Raw genomic sequence first — 20,384 nt, 5'->3', positions numbered from 1 at the left:
CCCCCACCCGTTGGACATTTCCGCAAAACCGGGGCTGGTTCGCCCGGCCGCGGCGGGTGATGCTGGCCGTTCTGGTGGTCGGCATGCCTCTGGCCGCGGCGGTGGCGGCGGGCTGGGCGGCGGACAACGCGAGCGAGTCCCTGCGCGAGCAGGGGGCGGCGCAGCTCTCGCTCTATGAATCCAACCTGCGGACGGAGCTGGAGCGGCACGCCGCCGTGCCGATGGTGCTCGCCCGCGACCGCGAGGTCGCCGACCTCTTGCGCGATCCCGCCCCGGAGCGGGTGGACCGCATGAACCGCAGGCTGGAGTCCATCGCCGCCACGCTGAACGCCTCGGCCCTCTACGTCATGGACCCGGCGGGCACCACCGTCGCGGCCAGCAACTGGAACGCCCCGGCCAGCTTCGTCGGGCAGAATTTCAGCTACCGCCCCTATTTCCAATCGGCCATGGAGCGGGGGGAAGGGCATCATTTCGCGCTCGGCACCACGTCGCTCGTCCCCGGCTACTACACCGCCCAGCGGGTGATGGCGGAAAACCGCACAGAGGGGCGTGCGGCGGGCGTCGTGGTCCTGAAGGTCGGCTTCCAGGAGCTGGAACGGGCGTGGTCCCACGGGCGGGAGAAGGTGCTGGTCACCGACCGGGACGGCATCGTCTTCATCACCAACGTGGAAGGCTGGCGCTACAACGCCCTGCCCCGCCGCCTGCCGGTCACGCTTCCCGCCACGGAGTCCACCCCGACCGAGGAGATCCCCACCCTGCCCTGGGCCTTCGGCGGGGCGTCCGACCGGATCACGCTGAGGGAGGGGAACGCGGAGCGGCGCCACCTCCTGCAATCCGGTGCGGTACCCGGCGGCGATTGGACCATCCACGCCCTGACCAGCCTCGCCCCGGTCGCCACCCGCGCCCAGCAGGCCGGCCTGCTCGCCGCCGCGGTGGTCGCCCTGGCCGCCCTGACCGGCCACGCGCTGGCCCAGCGGCGCCTGAATCTCGTGGAGCGGCTGGCCCTTCAGGAGGAGGCGCGGGTCGAGTTGGAGCGCCGCGTGGCCGCCGCCACGGCGGAGCTGCGCGCCACCGAAAACGAGCTGACCCAGGCGGCGAAGCTGGCGGCGCTGGGCCAGATGTCGGCGGCCATGGCGCACGAGATCAACCAGCCGCTGGCCGCCATCCGCAGCTTCGCCGACAACGCCGTGGTGCTTCTGGAGCGCGGGCGCCCCGACTCGGTGCGCGACAACCTGACCGAAATCGCCGACCTGACCGACCGCATGGCCGCCATCACCCGCAGCCTGAAGGGCTTCGCCCGGCGGGCGTCCGGCACGCTCGGCCCCGTCTCTGTCCAGGCCGCCGTCGGGCAGGCTCTCGCGCTTCTGGAGGCCCGGCTGCGTCGCGACTCCGTGACGGTGGAGACCGACCTGCCGCCCGGCCCCCTGCCGGTCACCGGGGAGGACGTGCGGTTGCAGCAGGTGCTGGTCAACCTGATCGGCAACGCCGCCGACGCCATGCGCGGCTCCCCCCGCCGCCATGTCCGGATCGCCCTGTCCGAGGAAGGGGACGAGGCGGTGCTGACCGTCCACGACAGCGGCCCCGGCATCGCGGAGGCCGATCTGCCACGCATCTTCGTGCCCTTCTTCACGACCAAGGAGGCGGGCGACGGGGTGGGGCTCGGCCTGTCGATCAGCCACGGCATCGTGGAGGATTTCGGCGGCAGCCTTTCCGCCGCCAACCATCCGGAGGGCGGCGCCCTCTTCACCGTCCGCCTCAAGCGCAGGGAAACCCAGACATGACGACCGGCAGCATCGCCACGGGCGGCTCCGTCCTTTTCGTGGACGACGAGCGGGCCGTCCGCCTCGCCGGGCAGCAGGCGCTGGAGCTTGCGGGCTTCGACGTCACCGCCTGCGACGGGGCGGAGCGCGCCCTGCGGCATCTGGGCCGCGACTGGCCCGGCGCTCTGGTCACCGACGTGCGCATGCCGCAGATGGACGGCCTGGAACTGATGGAACGCGCCCTGGCGCTGGACCCCGAGCTGCCGGTCATCCTCATCACCGGCCACGGCGACGTGCCGATGGCGGTGGAAGCGATGCGGCGCGGCGCCTACGACTTCCTGGAAAAACCCTTCCCGTCGGACCGGCTGGTCGAGGTGACGCGGCGCGCGGTGGAGAAGCGCCGGCTGGTCCTGGAGAACCGGCTCCTGCGCGACCGGCTGGCCGGACTGCCCGCCGGGGACGCCTCCCCCATCGTCGGGCGGACGCCGGGGATCGAGCGGCTGCGCGGGGCCATCGCCGCCGTGGCCGACACCGACGCCGACGTGCTGGTGCTGGGCGAGACCGGAACGGGCAAGGAAATGGTCGCCCGCGCGCTCCACGCCGGCAGCATCCGCCGCAAGAACCCTTTCGTCGCCCTGAACTGCGGGGCGATGCCCGAGGCGATCTTCGAAAGCGAACTGTTCGGGCATGAGGCCGGGGCCTTCACCGGGGCCGGCAAGCGCCGCATCGGACGGATCGAGCACGCCAGCGGCGGCACCCTCTTCCTGGACGAGATCGAGAGCATGCCGCTGTCGCTCCAGGTCAAGCTGCTGCGGGTGATCCAGGAGCGGGTGGTCGAGCCGCTGGGCTCGAACGAACTGATCCCCGTGGACCTGCGCGTCGTCGCCGCGACCAAGGTGGACCTGCGCAAGGCGGCCAGCGAGGGCAAGTTCCGCGAGGACCTCTATTACCGCCTCAACGTCGTCGTGGTGACCATCCCGCCGCTGCGCGACCGCCGCGACGACATTCCCCTGCTGTTCCAGCATTTCGTCGTCCAGGCCGCCGCCCGCTACAACCGCGAGCCGCGCGCGCCGTCCCCGGCGCAGGTGCAGCGGCTGATGGCCCACGACTGGCCCGGCAACGTCCGCGAGTTGCGCAACGCCGCCGACCGCTTTGTCCTGGGGTTGGACGACGCGCTGTCCGCAGTGGGCGCCGCCGCTCCACCCCCGGCGGCCAACGGCCTGTCGCTGGCGGAGCGCGTGGACCTGTTCGAGAAGAGCCTGATCGAAAGCGAACTGGCGCGTGCCAAGGGCAGCGTGAAGGCCGCCATCGAGGCGCTGAACATTCCCCGCAAGACCTTCTACGACAAGCTGAAACGCTACGGGCTCAGCCGCGAGGATTTCGTCGAATGAGCGCCCGTCCGGCAGTGGACGGACGGGCCGCGATGGGCGAAAAGAACTTCCGACCCTCAACCGCGCACCCGGACACCGGAGGCCCGCCCTGGCGACCATAGCCGAAGCCCTCGCCGCCGCTCTCGACCACCACATGAACGGACGGTTGGCCGAGGCGGAGATCCTGTACGGGCGCATCCTGGACGCCGATCCGGAGCAGGCGGACGCGCGGCACCTGCTCGGCGTGCTGTGTGGGCAGACCGGGCGCGTGGAGCAAGCCGCGGCACTGATCGGCGAGGCCATGGCGCTGCGTCCCGACGCGGCGGATTATCCGTCCAACCTCGCCAACATTCTGGACGCCGCAGGGCAGCCCGAGCGGGCGGCGGCGGCCTATCGCCGCGCCCTGTCGCTGGCTCCCGCCTCGGCGGAGGGCTGGTACCGGTTCGGCAACGCCCTGCCCCATGGCGGCACCCATCGACGCGAAGCGGCGGTCACGGCGCTGGAGCGCGCGGTGCGGCTGGTGCCCGGCGACCACCGCGCGTCGGGCCGCGCGGCCCTGCTGTTGCAGATCATGGCGCGGCCCCACCGCGACGCCGGCGGGCGGGCGGAGGCCGCGGCGCTGCTGGCGCGGTCGGTGCGGCTGATGCCGGACGACGCGGGCATCCGCTTCGACCGCGCGGCGGCGCTCTACGCGCTGGGCGACCGGACCTGTGCCCTGCGGGAGTTCCGCCGCACGCTGGCGCTCGACCCCGGCCATGCCGAAGCCTTGAGCAACCTGGGCCTGCTGCTCGACGAAGCCGGGCGCTCCGCGGACGGCGCCGCCGCCTGCCGGCGGGCGCTGGCGGTGCAGCCCGGCCATGTCGATGGCTGGGTCAACCTGTCCGCCGCCGCCGAGGCCATGGGACGCTACGGCGCGGCGGCGGAGGCGGCGCGGCGGGCACTCGCGCTGCAACCGGGGCATGCCGGGGCGTTCAGCAATCTCGCGGGGGCGCTGGGGTTGATGGGGCGGGTGGAGGAGTCGCTTCCGCTGCTCCGCCGGGCCGTCCGGCTCAACCCCGACGACCGCGACGCGCGCAGCCGCCACCTGTGCGCCCTGCTCTACCGCAGCGGTCAGGATGGCCCGGACCTTCTGAAGGAGTCGCGGCGCTGGGCGGAACGTTTCGCGGTCGCGGAGCCCATGCCGCGCCCGGCGAACGATCCCGACCCGGAGCGCCGCCTGCGCATCGGGTTGGTGTCCGGCGATTTCCGCCACCACGCCTTCTCCTTCTACATGGAGCCGCTGTTCCGCGCCTTCGACCGGTCGGCGGTGGAACTGCTGTTCTATTCGACCGTCACCGCCCCCGACGCCAAGACGGATCGTTTCCGCGCCCTGGCCGACCGCTGGTGCGAGGCGGCTCCGCTGACCGAGGAGGAACTGGCCTCCCGGATAAGGCAGGACGGTGTGGACGTGCTGGTCGATCTGGCCGCCCACACGGCGGGCAACCGTTTGGGCGTCTTCACCCGGCGCCCGGCGCCGGTGCAGGTGACCACGGCGGTGGTCATCGTGACGACCGGCATCGACCGCTTCGACGCCTGCATCACTGACGCCCTGCTCGCCCCGCCGGGCGAGGAGGCGCATTACGCCGAGCCGTTGCTGCGGCTCCCCCGCTTCTCCTGGGCCTATCAGGGGCCTCCGGAAGCGCCGGAGGTCGGACCCCTGCCCGCGCTGCGCAACGGTTTCGTCACGTTCGGCTCCTTCAACAACCCCAGCAAGATCACCGAGGAGACGGCGGACCTGTGGGCGGGCGCCCTGAAGGCCGTTCCCGGCTCCCGCCTGCTGCTGAAATACAAGGCGATGCGCGATCCGGCCTCGCGCGCCCATCTGATCGGGCTGTTCGCCCGCCACGGCGTGACGGCGGACCGGCTGGAGCTTCGCCTGCCGCCCTCCGGCATCCGCGCCAACTTCGCCGATTACAACGATGTGGACATCGGGCTGGACCCCACCCCCTACAACGGCCACACGACGACCTGCGAGGCGCTGTGGATGGGGGTGCCCGTGGTGGTTCCGGCGGGGCGCCCCCGCGACCTGGGAATCGCGCGGGTCGGCGGCGCCATCATGACCTCCGCCGGACTGCCGGACCTGATCGCCCCCAATGCCGACGCCTACGCCGCCCGCGCGGCGGCGCTGGCCGCCGACCTCGACGCGCTGGCCGCCCTGCGCGCCGGTTTGCGGGGCCGTGTCGCGGCCTCCCCGCTCGGCGACGTCCCGGCGCTGGCCCGCGCCTACGAGGCCGCCTTCCGCAAACTCTGGCGGCGCTGGTGCGCGTCGGCGCGGTAAGGGACGCCTACTCGGCCGCGAGAGCGTGGGCGAAGGTCTCCACGCCCTGGATGCCGGCCTCGCTCAACCCGTAAGTGCCCTTGGCGATCCGCTCGAACCAGCCGTAGACGTTGCGCTGGAGAATCGCCGCTGCGTCCTTCGGCGCCCCGGCGGCGCGCAGCGCCTTCAGCGACAGCGGACCGCCCTGCAACAGCCGGGCGCAGCGCAGCGCGTCCTGGCGGTAGGCGGTGACGATGGGCACGCGGGTGGACCCGCCGCGATTGGGATCGCCCCGGCGCCGGGCGTGCTCCCCCAGCAGGCGGGCGGTGCGCTTCCTGTCCTTGCGCGGGCTGTAGGGAACGGGGTCGAGCAGAACCTCCACCTCGTGCCCCGCCGCCCGACCGGTGTCCACGACCAGCAGCCCGACGCCCAGCCGCCGGCACAGCTTTCGCACCCCGCTGTCGTGAGGCGACGCGCCGCTGGCCTTGCGCCCGGGCTGCGGCACGGCGAGATACACGGTGTCGGTCAGGGCGAGCCGGTCCACCCCCTGAAGCAGCAGGTCCAGCGTGAAGCGCTTCTTCAGTTCGACGATCAGCGGCGGCTCGGCCCCGCGCACCGCCACGAGGTCGCAGCCGTGGATTTCAGCCTTCACGTCATAGCCCTGGGCTTCGAGGAAGGCTTTGACGGGAGCGTAGAGGTCGGTTTCGGCGGCGATGGTCAAGGGAGGTGGGGTGCGTTCTGGACGGAGCCCCCACCCTAACCCTCCCCCGCTGGGCGGGGGAGGGGAAAAGTGCAGGCCGAGGTTACGCCGCGGCCTTCTGCTTGCGCAGGATCGACAGGATGTCGGACGCCGCCTTCGGGATGTTGGTGCCGGGGCCGTAGATCGCCGCCGCACCGGCCTTGTAGAGATAGTCGTAATCCTGGGGCGGGATCACGCCGCCGCAGACCACCAGAATGTCCCCGGCGCCCTGCTTGCGAAGCTCCTCGACCAGTTGCGGGACCAGGGTCTTGTGGCCGGCGGCCTGCGACGACACGCCGATGACGTGCACGTCGTTCTCCACCGCCTGACGGGCGGCCTCGTCCGGGGTCTGGAACAGCGGCCCGATGTCCACGTCGAAGCCGATGTCGGCGAAGCTGGTGGCGATCACCTTGGCGCCGCGGTCGTGGCCGTCCTGGCCCATCTTCACGACGAGGATGCGCGGGCGGCGGCCTTCCTCGGCGGCGAAGGCGGACACCTCCTCCTGGATCTTCTTGAAGCCCTCGTCGCCCTCGTAGGCGGCACCGTAGACGCCGGAGACGGAGCGGATGACCGCCACATGGCGGGTGAAGGCCTTCTCCAGAGCGTCGGAAATCTCGCCGACCGTGGCGCGGGCTCGGGTGGCCTCCACCGACAGGGCCAGCAGGTTGCCGGACTTCTCCGCAGCGGCCTTGGTCAGGGCCTCCAGGGCGGCGCGGCACTTGGCGTCGTCGCGGCCGGCGCGGACCTGGTTGAGGCGGGCGATCTGGGACTCGCGGACCGCGGTGTTGTCGATGTCCAGCACGTCGACCATCTCGGGGTTTTCCGGACGGTACTTGTTGACGCCGACGATCACCTCCTCGCCACGATCGACGCGGGCCTGACGGCGGGCGGCGGCCTCCTCGATCAGCAGCTTGGGCATGCCGCTGTCCACCGCCTTGGTCATGCCGCCCAGATCCTCGACCTTGTTGATGAGGTCGAGCGCGGCGTTGGCGAGGCTGTGGGTCAGATTCTCGATGTAGTAGGAGCCGCCCAGCGGATCGACCACGTTGGTGACCCCCGACTCCTCGGCGATGATGAGCTGGGTGTTGCGGGCGATGCGGGCGGAGAATTTGGTCGGCAGGCCCAGCGCCTCGTCGAAGGCGTTGGTGTGCAGCGACTGGGTGCCGCCCAGCACCGCGGCCATCGCCTCGATGGTGGTGCGGATGACGTTGTTGTAGGGGTCCTGCTCGGTCAAGCTGACGCCGGAGGTCTGGCAATGGGTGCGCAAGGCCAGCGAGCGGGCGTCCTTCGGATCGAACTTCTGCTTCATCAGGGTGGACCACAGCAGGCGCGCGGCGCGCAGCTTGGCGATCTCCATGAAGAAGTTCATGCCGATGGAGAAGAAGAAGGACAGGCGCGGCGCGAACTTGTCGACCGGAAGCCCCTTCGACATGGCGGCGCGGACGTATTCGAGGCCGTCGGCGATGGTGAAGGCCAGCTCCTGCACCGCCGTCGCCCCGGCTTCCTGCATGTGGTAGCCGGAGATCGAGATCGAGTTGAACTTCGGCATGTTCAGCGCCGTGTACTCGATGATGTCCGCGATGATCCGCATCGAGGGTTCGGGCGGGTAGATGTAGGTGTTGCGGACCATGAACTCCTTGAGGATGTCGTTCTGGATGGTCCCGCTCAGCTTGTCCTGGCTGACGCCCTGCTCTTCCGCCGCGACGATGTAGCCGGCGAGGATCGGCAGCACCGCGCCGTTCATGGTCATCGACACCGACATCTTGTCGAGCGGGATGCCGTCGAAGAGGATCTTCATGTCCTCGACGCTGTCGATGGCGACACCGGCCTTGCCCACGTCACCGACGACGCGCGGGTGGTCGCTGTCATAGCCGCGATGGGTGGCGAGGTCGAAGGCGACCGACAGGCCCATCTGCCCGGCCTTCAGGTTCGCCTTGTAGAAGGCGTTGGATTCCTCGGCAGTGGAGAAGCCGGCGTACTGGCGGATGGTCCAGGGCTTCACCGCGTACATCGTGGCGCGCGGGCCGCGGGTGAAGGGCGGAAAGCCGGGCAGGCTGTCCAGTTCCAGACCTTCAAGATCGTCGGCGGTGTAGAGGGCCTTGACGTCCAGCCCCTCCGGAGTCTTCCAGACCAGATCGTCGGGCGTCCCGCTGGCGCCGAGATCCTTGGCGGCGAGCGCCTGCCAGTCGGCCTGGGTCTTCTTCGGAAACTCGGACATGGGACGCCTCCTCGACACCGCGTGGTTCAATTATTTGGAACGATGAATGAAAATGGTGGGGCGCTTGCCCCCACCCCGGCCCTCCCCCGCTGGGCGGGGGAGGGAGATGGGGTGCCCCAAGTCCCCTCCCCCGCCCAGCGGGGGAGGGTTAGGGTGGGGGCAAGCGCAACCCGTACTCTTACGCCTGCGACCGGCGGGTGACGACCTTCCAGGCGGCCTGCATGATCGCGGCACCCAGCGCGGTCTTCAGGACCGTGGCGGCCAGGAACGGCGTCAGACCGAGAGCGACGGCCTTCTCGCCGCCGAACAGGACGGCCATCCAGGCGACACCCGGAACGAACAGCAGGGCATGGCCGATCGCCAGGGCGGCGACGGCCTTGACCGGGCTGCGGTCCCAGCCGCGCTCGGCCAGCCAGCCGGTGACACCGGCGGCCAGAACGAAGCCCAGCAGATAACCGGCGGTCGGACCGGCCATGTAGGCCGGGCCGGCGCCCGGACCCGCGAAGACCGGCAGGCCGGCCAGACCTTCGAGCAGGTACAGCAGCACCGTCGCCGTGGCGAGGCGGCTGCCGTAGGCCATGCCCAGCAGGATGACGACCATGCTCTGCATCGTCATCGGAACCGGCCAGAAGGGCACCTGCACCTTGGCCGAGGCGGCCAGCAGCAGGCTGCCCAGAACCGCCGCGGTGGCGGCGGTGAGCAGGCCGCCCCGCGGGGCGACCGTCTCAAGAAGCGAAGAGGCACGCTGCGTCAGCGTGTTTGCGTAAGCCATCGTCCTTCACCTTTCCCTCTTTGTCGGAGCCCGCTTGGCTCACGCGAACTCCAGGATCTTCTGATCGACCGCCAGGCTGGAGCCGGGCGTCGCGTGCACCTTGGACACCGTGCCATCCTGCGCCGCGCGCAGGATGTTTTCCATCTTCATCGCCTCGACCACGGCCAGCACCTCGCCGGCCTTGACCTCCTGCCCCTCGGTGACGGCGACCGAGACGAGCAGGCCGGGCATCGGCGACAGCAGGAACTTCGACATGTCCGGCGGCGCCTTCACCGGCATCAGCGCGTCCAGCCGCGCCGCGTTCGGCGTCAGCACCTTCACCAGCGCCTGGCTGCCGGAGTGGGACAGACGGTAACCCACGCCCGCGCGGTCCACCTGGACGCAGACATGGTGACCGTCCACGGTGCCGCGGAACAGCGGCTCGCCCAGGTTCCAGTCGCTCCACACCACGCGGTGCTTGCCCTCGAAATCGACGGAGTAGCCGATGCGCTGCGGGCTGCCGTCCACCGGATGGACATGGACCGGATGCTGCTTGCCGTCCATCACGACGACCCAGTCGTCGCGCACCCGGACCTTGTTGCCCGGCATCTTGCCGGTGATCTGGATGTCGCGGTCGTTCAGGCAGCGGTGGATCACGGCGGCCACGGCGATCAGGATCGCCGGGTCCTCCGGCGGCAGGTCGGTGGCGTGGAAGCCGTTCGGGTATTCCTCGGCGATGAAGTTGGTGGTCAGCCGGCCTTCGACGAAGCGCTGGTTGGCCATCAGCGAGGCGAGGAACGGAATGTTGTGGCTGACGCCGCGGATGTAATACTGGTCCAGCGCCTCGCGCATGCGGGCGATGGCGGCGTCGCGCGTGGAACCCCAACTGCACAGCTTGGCGATCATGGGGTCGTAGAACATGGAGATCTCGCCGCCCTCGTAGACGCCGGTGTCCACGCGGACATGCGGGTCCTCCGACGGCGGGCGGTAATGGGTCAGCCGGCCGGTGGAGGGCAGGAAGTTGCGGAAGGGGTCCTCCGCATAGACGCGGGACTCGATGGCCCAGCCGTGCAGGTGGATGTCGTCCTGCTTCAGAGTGAGCTTCTCGCCCGCCGCGACGCGGATCATCAGTTCCACGAGGTCGAGGCCGGTGATCAGCTCGGTGACCGGATGCTCCACCTGAAGGCGCGTGTTCATCTCCAGGAAGTAGAAGTTGCGCTCCGCGTCGACGATGAACTCGACCGTGCCGGCGGACTTGTAGTCCACGGCGCGGGCCAGCGCCACGGCCTGCTCGCCCATCGCCTTGCGGGTCGCGGCGTCGAGGAAGGGCGACGGCGCCTCTTCGATGACCTTCTGGTGGCGGCGCTGGATCGAGCATTCACGCTCGCCCAGATACAGGGCCGTGCCCTGCCCATCCGCCAGCACCTGGATCTCGATGTGGCGCGGCTGCTGGATGTACTTCTCGACGAAGACGCGGTCGTCGGCGAAGGAGGAGCGCGCCTCGTTCTGGGCCGACCGGAAGCCTTCGCGGGCCTCCTCGTCGTTCCAGGCCACGCGCATGCCCTTGCCGCCGCCGCCCGCCGACGCCTTGATCATCACCGGATAGCCGATGTCGCGGGCGATGGTGACCGCCTCGTTGTCGTCGGCGATGACGCCCAGATAGCCGGGCACCGTGCTGACGCCCGCGGCCTTGGCCAGCTTCTTGGACTCGATCTTGTCGCCCATGGCCTGGATGGCGTGGGCGTCCGGGCCGATGAAGGCGACCCCGGCGGCGGCTAGCGCCTCCTGGAACTCGCGCTTCTCCGACAGGAAGCCGTAGCCGGGATGGACGGCCTGGGCACCGGTCTTCTTGCAGGCGTCGACGATGCGGTCGATCAGCAAGTAGCTCTGCGCCGAGGGGGCGGCGCCGATGTGGACGGCCTCGTCGGCCATCTCGACGTGCAGGGCGTTCTTGTCGGCATCGGAATAGACGGCGACCGTCTTGATGCCCATGCGGCGCGCCGTGCGGATGACGCGGCAGGCGATCTCGCCGCGGTTCGCGATCAGGATCTTGGAGAACATGGTCGTCATGGGGCGGCGCGCCTTCAGAGCGGGATGTTGTCGTGCTTGCGCCAGGGATTCTGGAGCTGCTTGTTCTTCAGCATGGACAGCGCCTTGATGACGCGCCGGCGGGTGCCGTGCGGCATGATGACGTCGTCGATGTAGCCGCGCGACGCCGCGACGAACGGGTTGGCGAACTTCTGCCGGTATTCCTCGGTCCGCGCCTCGATCTTGGCGGTGTCGCCGATGTCGCCGCGGAAGATGATCTCCACCGCACCCTTCGGCCCCATCACCGCGATCTCCGCCGACGGCCAGGCGTAGTTGATGTCGCCGCGCAGATGCTTGGACGCCATCACGTCATAGGCGCCGCCGTAGGCCTTGCGCGTGATGACGGTGATCTTCGGCACGGTGGCCTCGGCGTAGGCGAACAGCAGCTTCGCGCCGTGCTTGATGATGCCGCCATATTCCTGCGAGGTGCCGGGCATGAAGCCGGGGACGTCCACCAGGGTGAGGATCGGAATCTCGAAGGCGTCGCAGAAGCGCACGAAGCGCGCGGCCTTCTTGGAACTGTCGATGTCCAGGCAGCCGGCGAGCACCATCGGCTGGTTGGCGACGATGCCGACCGTGCTGCCGTTCATGCGGCCGAAGCCGATGATGATGTTCTTGGCGTAGTCCGGCTGAAGCTCGAAGAAGTCGCCCTCGTCGACCGTCTTGAGGATCAGCTCCTTCATGTCGTAGGGCTTGTTCGGGTTCTCCGGCACCAGCGTGTCGAGCGACAGGTCGTCGCGGTCGATCGGGTCGGTGCAGGGACGCTCCGGCGCCCGCTCGCGGTTGGAGGCCGGCAGGAAGTCGATGAAGCGGCGCAGTTGCAGCAGCGCCTCCACGTCGTTCTCGAAGGCCATGTCGGCAACGCCGGACTTGCTGGAGTGCGTGACGGCACCGCCCAGCTCTTCCGCCGTGACCACCTCGTGCGTGACCGTCTTCACCACGTCCGGGCCGGTCACGAACATGTAGGAGCTGTCCTTCACCATGAAGATGAAGTCGGTCATGGCCGGCGAATACACCGCCCCGCCCGCGCACGGCCCCATGATCAGGGAGATCTGCGGGATGACGCCCGAGGCGTTGACGTTGCGCTGGAACACCTCGGCGTAGCCGCCGAGCGAGGCCACGCCCTCCTGGATGCGGGCGCCGCCCGAATCGTTCAGGCCGATGACCGGCGCGCCGACCTTCATCGCCTGATCCATGATCTTGCAGATCTTCTCGGCGTGCGCTTCCGACAGCGAGCCGCCGAAGACCGTGAAGTCCTGGCTGAAGACGAAGACGAGACGCCCGTTCACCGTGCCGTGGCCGGTGACGACGCCGTCGCCGGGAACCTTCTGGCCTTCCATGCCGAAGTCGTTGCAGCGGTGCTGCACGAACATGTCGAACTCCTCGAACGAGCCTTCGTCGAGGAAGAGTTCGATGCGCTCGCGCGCGGTCAGCTTGCCCTTGGCATGCTGGGAGGCGATGCGCTTTTCACCGCCGCCCAGCCGCGCCCCGGAGCGCATGGCGTCCAACTTGGCCAGAATTTCTTGCATCAGGCGTTTCCCACTTTGGCGAGCGGCGGAGGACCTTGCGAACCTTGTGGCAGCGGCCCCCTCACCGGAACGCCTGGATTATTCACAGGATTCACAAGAGGGCAATTGGCCGGGCGCTAAAAATGTGCGAAGTTGCGAACATATTTGCAAACGCAGCGCACGGTTTGCCAAGATTGCGAATATGCACTTTGACATAATCTTTCGGTGGTAGGCAATTTCCATGCAAAAGCTCTTCCTCGGCTACAAGCTCCGCCGGCTGCGCGAGCAGCGTGGGCTGACCCAGGCGGCGCTCGCCAAGACGCTGGACCTGTCGCCGAGCTATCTGAATCAGATCGAGAACAACCAGCGTCCGCTGACCCTGCCGGTCCTGCTGAAGATCTCCGCCGTGTTCGAGGTGGACCTGTCCAACTTCGTGGAGGACGAGGACAGCCGTCTGGTCGCCGACCTGCGCGAGGCCCTGGCCGACCCCCTGTTCGCCGGAGCGCCGCTGACGAACGCGGAACTGCGCAGCGCCGTGGGCTCCAGCCCCGAACTGGCCCGCCGCGTGCTGAGCCTGCATCAAGCCTACCAGAAACTGCACGAGCGGGTGCAATCGCTGGCCGACAGCCTGTCGAACCAGGAACAGAGCGACACCTTCGCCGGGCCTCAGTTCCCTTACGAGGAGGTCCGCGACTATTTCCACTACTGCAACAACTACATCGGCCCGCTGGACGAAGCGGCGGAAAAGCTGTGGGACACCGAGAAGATCCACTCCGGCGCCTTGCTGAACGAGTTGGCCGCCTATCTGAAGCGGCGGCACGACGTGCGGGTGAAGATCGTCGCCGACGACGGCGAGACGGCCATGCGCAGCTACGACGAAAGCACCGGCACGCTGCGCCTGTCCGCCCTGCTGAACGGCCCGAGCCGCGCCTTCCACATGGCGCACCAGATCGCCCTGCTGGGATTCGGCGACATGATCGAGGATCTGGTCGCCCAGGCGAAATTCTCCAGCGAGGACGCGCGGTCGATCTGCCGGGTCGGGCTTGCGAACTACTTCGCGGGCGCGCTGGTCCTGCCCTACCGCGCCTTCGCCGCCCAGGCCCGCGCGCTGCGCCACGACGTGGAGCAGTTGCAAAGCCGCTTCGGCGCCAGCTTCGAGCAGGTCTGCCACCGGCTGTCCACCCTGCAGAGGCCGGGGGCGCGGGGCCTGCCCTTCTACTTCGTGCGGGTGGATATGGCCGGCAACATCACCAAGCGCCATTCGGCCACGCGCTTCCACTTCGCGCGATTCGGCGGCGCCTGCCCGCTGTGGAACGTGCACGAGGCCTTCGCCCAGCCCGGCAAGATCCTGGTGCAGTTCGCCACCATGCCCGACCGCACCACCTACATCGGCATCGCCCGCACGGTGACCAAGCGCGGCGGCGCCTATCTGAAGCCGTCGCGCCAGTTCGCCGTGGGGCTGGGCTGCGAGGCGACCCACGCCAACGAGATCGTCTACGCCGCCGGCATCGACACCTCCAACGAGGCCGCCGCCGTCCCCATCGGCGTGAACTGCCGCATCTGCGAGCGCACCGACTGCCAGCAGCGCGCCTTCCCGCCCATCGGCAGCCAGTTGTCGGTGGACGAGCACCACCGCAGCTTCGTGCCGTACCTGTTCACGCAGGAAGGGCAGGCCGTGGACAAGGTGTGAGCGGTTGGCGGGTCCTCCCGCCCGCTCTATCATCCGCCGCCTCAACCGACGGGATCACGACATGACGAAACCAGCCGCCCGGCCCCTGCCCCAGAAGACCATCGGCGTCCTCGGCGGCATGAGCAACCAGGCCACCGCCGAATATTACCGCATGCTGAACGAAGGGCTGAACGCCCGGCTCGGCGGCTGGGACAACGGCGAGATCGTCATCGTCAGCGTCAATTTCGGCAACTTCGAGCATTTCGTCCGGCAGAACGAATGGCAGGCCGCGCACCGCTACCTGTCCGGCAAGGTGGACGCGCTGGAGCGCGCCGGGGCGGACGTGATCCTGTGCGTGTCGAACACCATGCACCGCGTGGTCGAGCCGATCATGGCCGAGCGCGCCACGCCCTTCATCCACATCGCCGATCCGACCGGCGCGGCGATCCGGGACGCCGGCCTGTCTCGGGTCGCTCTGCTGGGCACCATGCCGACGATGCTGTCCGACGATCTTCACCGCCGCTACCAGGAGCGTTTCGGGGTGGAAATCCTGGTGCCCTCCGATCCGGAGAAGGCCGCGGTGGACCGCATCATCTTCGACGAGCTGGTGCGGCGCGATCTGCGTCCGGAGTCCAAGGCGCGTTACCTGGATATCATCGACCGGCTGGCCGCCGAAGGGGCACAGGGGGTGATTCTCGGCTGCACCGAAATCTTCCTGCTGGTCGATCAGGCCGACCGTCCGGATTTCCCGATTTTCAATACGACGGCGCTCCACGCCGCCGCCGCCGTGGCCTTCGCGCTGGACGACTGAGCGGAGCCGTCAGCCCCGGTCCTTCACCGCCCCGATCAGGAACTCCTTGTTTCCCTCGGGGCCGGTGATCGGGCTTTCGGTCACGTCCAGAACCCGCCAGCCCGGCAGCGCGTCGAGCCACGCGCGGATGCGGTCGCAGACCTCCTGGTGCAGTTCCGGCTCGCGCACCACCCCGCCCTTGCCGACGCGGCCCTTGCCGACCTCGAACTGCGGCTTGATGAGGGCGACCAGCCGCCCGCCCGGCACGACCAGGGTCAGCGCCGCCGGAAGCACCACCTCCAGCCCGATGAAGCTGGCGTCGCACACCACGATGTCCACGGGGTCCGGAATCTCGGCGCTGGTCAGGTGGCGGGCGTTGGTCTTTTCCAGAACCACCACGCGCGGGTTGTTGCGCAGCTTCCAGGCCAACTGCCCGTGCCCAACGTCCACCGCATAAACCTTCGCGGCACCGCGGGTCAGCAGCACGTCGGTGAAGCCGCCGGTGGAGGCGCCCACGTCGATGGCGGTCAGGCCGGTCGGGTCGATGCCGAAGACGTCCAGCCCCTTCACCAGCTTCAGCCCGCCGCGCGACACCCAGGGATGGTCCTGCCCCTTCACGGACAGAGGGGCGTCCTCGGCGAGCTGGTCGCCGGCCTTGTCGATGCGCTTCGTGTCGGAATAGACCAGCCCGGCCAGGATCAGCGCCTGCGCCTTGGCCCGGCTTTCGGCCAGCCCCCGTTCCACCAGCGCCACGTCCGCACGCACCCGCGCCATCTCACGACTCCGTCATCAAAGCGGGTGGATGCATGGCGCAGGACGCGGCGTTCGGCAAGAGGCGAAGAGCCGTCACAGGCGAAGAAGGGTCAGAACGGCAGGTCCAGGACGAAGCGTGCGCCGGGGACGTTCGGCTCCGCCCGCAGCTTGCCCTTCAATTGCCCGGCGAAGGCCCGCGACACCTTCATGCCCAGCGAGTCGGCCCGCGCGACCTCGAAGCCCGGCGGCAGGCCGCGCCCATGGTCGGCGACGGTCAGACGGCGTCCGCCCTCTTCCCGCGGCACGAGGCTGACCTCGATCTCCCCGGGACTGCCCGGCGCGTAGGCGTATTTGGTGGCGTTGCCGACCAGTTCGTTGACGATCAGGGCGAGCGGGATCACCGAATCCACCGGCAGCATCGCCTGATCCACGGTCACGGTGATGCGGCGTTCCGGCCCGCCGACCGCGAAATGATTCTCCATCTCCCGGCAGGCGTCGCTCAGGTAAGCGCCGAAATCGACGAGGCTTCCGCGGGCGGCGGCGTGAACGCGCTGATGCGCCTGGGTCACCGTGCCGATGCGGCCGCAAGCCTCCTGAAAGGCCCGGCGCATGTCGGGGTCCTTGGCCGACAGGGTCTGGAGCGTCAGCAGGCTCGACACGAGCTGGAGCGTGTTCTTGACCCGGTGGCTGACCTCCCGCGCGTGATGATGGGCGGTTTCGCCCGACTCCGCTTCGGACGGGCGCAGGGTGACCAGCAGGGACGGCCCGCCGTCCAGAGCGGTCAGGCTCAGGCTCCAGGACACCTCCTCCGGCCCCGTGAGGCGCAGGCGGGCGCTCTCGCCGTTGCGCAGGGTCTCGGCAAGCCGCTCGGCGGAAGCCTCCGGGAAGCGGTCCGCCAACGGGTGCCCCGGGCCCAGGCCGAGAGCGCGCATGGTCGCGTTGGCGTAGAGACAGCGAAAGGACGCCCCGTCGATCACCGCCGTCGGCGTCGGAGACGCCTCCACGATGGACCGGAACATCCCCTGGCTGTCCGGAGCCGAAGCGCCATTCTCGTCGGATGCGCGCCCAGCACCCGCTGCAAACACCTGAGGCATATCAGACAACACCCAGTCCTGCCGGATCGTTCATTAACTATTGTTTTCGAATTGTAAGACAGCGGTCCCAACCACACCAGAGAAAGCGCCCCGCCCGACCTTAGGCTAATGGCATTAGCCCCTTCGTCCAGGCTCGACCGGGAGCGCTTTCCTTCCGGCTTCAGGCGCGCACCGCCGCCGCTTCGATCCCCAGCGCCTGCAAGGCGGTGGCGACGATGTGGCGGGCGGCGAGCCCGGCCTCCTCGTACTGCTTGGCCGGGTTGTCATGGTCGAGGAAGCGGTCGGGCAGGACCATCGGGCGGATCTTCAGCCCGCCGTCCAACAGCCCGGCCATCGCAAGGTACTGCAGCACGAAGCTGCCGAAGCCGCCGACCGAGCCCTCCTCGATGGTGATCAGCACCTCGTGCTCCAGCGCCAGCCGGCGCACCAGCTCCTCGTCCAGCGGCTTGGCGAAGCGGGCGTCAGCCACCGTCGTCGACAGGCCCCGCGCCCCCAACTCCGCCGCCGCCTTGCGCGCCTCGCCCAGGCGCGTGCCGTAGCTGAGGATCGCCACCTTGGTGCCTTCCTGGACGATCCGCCCCTTGCCGATGGGCAGAACCGCGCCGCGCTCCGGCAATTCCAGCCCCACCCCCTCGCCGCGCGGGTAACGCAGCGCCGAGGCGCGGTCGTCGATGGCGGCGCTGGTCGCCACCATGTGCATCAGCTCCAGCTCGTCCGCCGCGGCCATCAGCACGATGTCGGGCAGGCAGCCCAGATAGGCCACGTCGAAGGCCCCGGCGTGGGTCGCCCCGTCCGCCCCGACCAGACCGGCGCGGTCGAGCGCGAAGCGCACCGGCAGGCGTTGCAGCACCACGTCGTGGACGAGCTGGTCGTAGGCGCGCTGCAGGAAGGTCGAGTAGATCGCGCAGAAGGGCTTGAAGCCCTCGGTCGCGAGCCCGGCGGCGAAGGTCACCGCGTGCTGCTCGGCGATGCCGACGTCGAAGCAGCGGGACGGGAAGCGCTGGGCGAACAGGTCGAGCCCGGTGCCGGACGGCATGGCGGCGGTGATGCCCAGGATGGCCGGGTCGCGCTCGGCCTCGGCGATCAGGGCGTTGGCGAAGACGCGGGTGTAGGTCGGGGCGTTGGACTTGGGCTTGGCCTGGGTGCCGGTGACCACGTCGAACTTGGCCACCGCGTGCAGCTTGTCGGCGGACGCCTCGGCGGGGCCGTAGCCCTTGCCCTTCTTGGTGACGACGTGGATCAGCACGGGCTTGTCGTCGTCGGCGTCGCGCACGTTCTGGAGGACGGGCAGCAGATGGTCCAGATTGTGCCCGTCGATCGGGCCGATGTAGTAGAAGCCCAGCTCCTCGAACAGCGTGCCGCCGGTGACCATGCCGCGGGCGTACTCCTCCGCCCGGCGCGCCGCCGTGCGCAGCGGGCGCGGCAACTGCTCCGCGATGTCCTTCGCCAGATGGCGCAACGACAGGTAAGGCTTGGAGGAGATCAGCCGCGACAGGTACGCGCTCATCGCGCCGACCGGGGGCGCGATGGACATGTCGTTGTCGTTCAGGATGACGATCAGCTTGCTGTTCGCCGACCCGGCGTTGTTCATCGCCTCGTAGGCCATGCCGGCGCTCATCGCGCCGTCGCCGATCACGGCGATCACATGGTTGTCGCGGCCCAATTGGTCGCGCGCCACCGCCATGCCCAAACCCGCGGAGATGGAGGTGGAGCTGTGGCCGGCGCCGAACGGGTCGTATTCGCTTTCCGACCGGTTGGTGAAGCCCGACAGCCCGCCACCCATGCGCAGGGTGCGGATTCGGTCGCGGCGGCCGGTCAGGATCTTGTGCGGGTAGCATTGGTGCCCGACGTCCCAGATCAGACGGTCCTGGGGGGTCTCGAACACGTAATGCAAGGCGACGGTCAGTTCGACCACCCCCAGCCCGGCGCCCAGATGCCCGCCGGTCACCGACACCGCGCTGATGGTCTCGGTGCGCAGCTCGTCGGCCAGTTGGCGGAGCTGTTCGGGCTTGAGCGCGCGCAGGTCGGCGGGGGTGTGGACGAGGTCGAGAAGCGGCGTCTTGTCGTTCGGGGTCACGTTCAGCACGTCCTCCGTTCAGGTCCGCCGCGCGACGACGAAGTCGGCGACCGCTTTGAGGGTATCGGCACGCCCGTCGAAGATCTCCAGGTGCGCTTTGGCTTGGACGGCAAGCATCCCGGCCTGGGAGCGGGCGCGGTCGCGGCCGAGGATGGACACGAAGGTCGATTTCCCGGCCTCCGCATCGCGCCCGACCGACTTGCCGGTCTCGGCCTCCGTCCCTTCCACGTCCAGAAGGTCATCCACGATCTGGAAGGCCAGCCCGAGGTCGTGGGCGTAGGCGCGCAACGCGTGGCGCTGCGGCGGCGAGGCCTTGCCAAGAATGCCGCCGGCCTCGCAGGAAAAGGCGATCATGTCGCCGGTCTTCATGCGCTGGAGCCGCGTCGTGGTGCCGAGGTCGAAGGTCTCGTGCTCGGCGATCAGGTCGAGCATCTGGCCGCCGACCATGCCGTGCGGTCCCGCCGCCTTGGCGAGCGCCGCCACGAGCTGGCAGCGCACATGCGGGTCCTCGTGGGTCGCCGGATCGGCCAGCACCTCGAAGGCGTAGGTCAGCAGGCCGTCGCCGGCCAGGATGGCGGTCGCCTCGTCGAATTTGCGGTGCGTGGTCGGCTGGCCGCGGCGCAGGTCGCCGTCGTCCATCGCCGGCAGGTCGTCGTGGATCAGCGAATAGCTGTGCACGAATTCCACGGCGACGGCGACGCGCAGAGCGCAATCGGGGTTGACGCCGAACAGGGCGGCGGACTGGCAGACCAGGAAGGGGCGCAGCCGCTTGCCGCCGTTCAGGCAGCCGTAGCGCATCGCCTCCAGCACGCGCGATTCGGGAAGGTCGGTGGTCGGCAGGAGGTGCAGGATCGCACGCTCCACATCCGCCGCCATGTCGGCCATGGCTGTCTTGAGGTCGGTCTGCACGTCAGTCGATCCGGGCGGGTTCGGTGCCGAGGGCGCCGTCGGCGGCGACGGTGATGCGGTCGATCTTGGCCTGGGCCTCGCGCAGCTTCGCCTCGCAATGCCGCTTCAGCGCGGTGCCGCGCTCGTAGGAGGAGATCGCGTCGTCGAGCTTGCCGCGCCCGTCCTCGAGTTGGCGCACGATGCGTTCCAGTTCGGCCAGCGCGTCCTCGAAGCTGAGGGCGGCGATGTCGGGGGGAATTTTAGCGAGGTCAGCCATGATCCATCCGGCCAGTGATCCATACGATGGGGTGCCCGCGATGGGACCGAAACCCGAAATTATGGTCCGGCCCCCAAATGCGCAAGGCCCGCGGCGGGCGTATTAC

Annotated in this window: 15 protein-coding genes; 5 read left to right on the top strand and 10 right to left on the bottom strand. The window is 69.3% G+C overall.

Translation table 11 applies throughout. The features are described 5' to 3' along the window. Positions 1-59: 59 nt before the first annotated feature. The 3 genes from DS843_RS22215 (at position 60) to DS843_RS22205 (ending at position 5,447) form a co-directional block, all read left to right on the top strand. Positions 60-1,781, top strand: coding sequence for a sensor histidine kinase (locus tag DS843_RS22215; RefSeq protein ID WP_149471015.1), 1,722 nt, complete (start codon positions 60-62; stop codon positions 1,779-1,781). After that, entirely contained in the window at positions 1,778-3,151 is a 1,374-nt protein-coding gene (locus tag DS843_RS22210; RefSeq protein ID WP_149471014.1) for a sigma-54-dependent transcriptional regulator, read from the top strand. Before DS843_RS22215 ends, DS843_RS22210 begins: the two co-directional genes overlap by 4 nt. Before the next feature lie 133 nt (positions 3,152-3,284). Next, complete coding sequence (locus tag DS843_RS22205; RefSeq protein ID WP_149471013.1) at positions 3,285-5,447, top strand: tetratricopeptide repeat protein; 2,163 nt, start codon at positions 3,285-3,287, stop codon at positions 5,445-5,447. Positions 5,448-5,454: 7 nt separating this feature from the next. On the opposite strand, the gene DS843_RS22200 is transcribed toward DS843_RS22205, so the two are convergent. From DS843_RS22200 to DS843_RS22180, 5 genes are all read right to left on the bottom strand, one after another. Beyond that, positions 5,455-6,147, bottom strand: a complete 693-nt coding sequence (locus tag DS843_RS22200) for a DUF2161 domain-containing phosphodiesterase (protein WP_149471012.1) — start codon at positions 6,145-6,147, stop codon at positions 5,455-5,457. 82 nt (positions 6,148-6,229) lie between these two features. Continuing rightward, entirely contained in the window at positions 6,230-8,383 is a 2,154-nt protein-coding gene (gene scpA, locus DS843_RS22195) for a methylmalonyl-CoA mutase (protein ID WP_149471011.1), read from the bottom strand. Positions 8,384-8,561: 178 nt separating this feature from the next. Continuing rightward, positions 8,562-9,155 carry a biotin transporter BioY gene (locus DS843_RS22190; protein ID WP_149471010.1) on the bottom strand — a complete coding sequence of 198 codons (594 nt, stop codon included), beginning with the start codon at positions 9,153-9,155 and terminating at the stop codon, positions 8,562-8,564. A gap of 39 nt (positions 9,156-9,194) precedes the next feature. Continuing rightward, positions 9,195-11,204: an acetyl-CoA carboxylase biotin carboxylase subunit gene (locus DS843_RS22185; protein ID WP_475849325.1), complete on the bottom strand. Its 2,010-nt coding sequence runs from the start codon at positions 11,202-11,204 to the stop codon at positions 9,195-9,197. A 14-nt stretch (positions 11,205-11,218) separates the two neighbouring features. Next, the gene (locus tag DS843_RS22180) at positions 11,219-12,751 is read right to left on the bottom strand and encodes an acyl-CoA carboxylase subunit beta (RefSeq protein WP_149471009.1); all 1,533 of its coding nucleotides are present in this window, start codon (positions 12,749-12,751) and stop codon (positions 11,219-11,221) included. Positions 12,752-12,971: 220 nt separating this feature from the next. Here DS843_RS22180 and DS843_RS22175 point away from each other — a divergent pair, with 220 nt between their 5' ends. Both DS843_RS22175 and DS843_RS22170 read left to right on the top strand, forming a co-directional pair. Continuing rightward, positions 12,972-14,420, top strand: a complete 1,449-nt coding sequence (locus DS843_RS22175) for a helix-turn-helix domain-containing protein (protein ID WP_149471008.1) — start codon at positions 12,972-12,974, stop codon at positions 14,418-14,420. 61 nt (positions 14,421-14,481) lie between these two features. Beyond that, on the top strand, positions 14,482-15,210 hold the full coding sequence (locus DS843_RS22170; RefSeq protein ID WP_149471007.1) for an aspartate/glutamate racemase family protein: 729 nt from the start codon (positions 14,482-14,484) through the stop codon (positions 15,208-15,210). Positions 15,211-15,219: 9 nt separating this feature from the next. Here the strand turns inward: DS843_RS22170 and DS843_RS22165 are convergent, their stop codons facing one another. The 5 genes from DS843_RS22165 to DS843_RS22145 form a co-directional block, all read right to left on the bottom strand. Then, positions 15,220-15,963: a TlyA family RNA methyltransferase gene (locus tag DS843_RS22165; RefSeq protein ID WP_149471006.1), complete on the bottom strand. Its 744-nt coding sequence runs from the start codon at positions 15,961-15,963 to the stop codon at positions 15,220-15,222. A gap of 89 nt (positions 15,964-16,052) precedes the next feature. Beyond that, positions 16,053-16,961 carry a histidine kinase dimerization/phosphoacceptor domain -containing protein gene (locus DS843_RS22160; protein ID WP_149471005.1) on the bottom strand — a complete coding sequence of 303 codons (909 nt, stop codon included), beginning with the start codon at positions 16,959-16,961 and terminating at the stop codon, positions 16,053-16,055. 235 nt (positions 16,962-17,196) lie between these two features. Next, complete coding sequence (dxs, locus tag DS843_RS22155; protein WP_475849321.1) at positions 17,197-19,122, bottom strand: 1-deoxy-D-xylulose-5-phosphate synthase; 1,926 nt, start codon at positions 19,120-19,122, stop codon at positions 17,197-17,199. A 9-nt stretch (positions 19,123-19,131) separates the two neighbouring features. Further along, positions 19,132-19,998: a polyprenyl synthetase family protein gene (locus tag DS843_RS22150; protein WP_149471059.1), complete on the bottom strand. Its 867-nt coding sequence runs from the start codon at positions 19,996-19,998 to the stop codon at positions 19,132-19,134. A 25-nt stretch (positions 19,999-20,023) separates the two neighbouring features. Then, complete coding sequence (locus DS843_RS22145) at positions 20,024-20,278, bottom strand: exodeoxyribonuclease VII small subunit (RefSeq protein WP_149471004.1); 255 nt, start codon at positions 20,276-20,278, stop codon at positions 20,024-20,026. Between the last annotated feature and the right edge of the window lie 106 nt (positions 20,279-20,384).

The organism is Roseomonas genomospecies 6, from assembly GCF_008365375.1.
Taxonomy (GTDB): Bacteria; Pseudomonadota; Alphaproteobacteria; order Azospirillales; family Azospirillaceae; genus Azospirillum.
The sequence above is the reverse complement of the archived record's forward strand: the minus strand, read 5'-3'. Positions and strand labels throughout refer to the sequence as shown.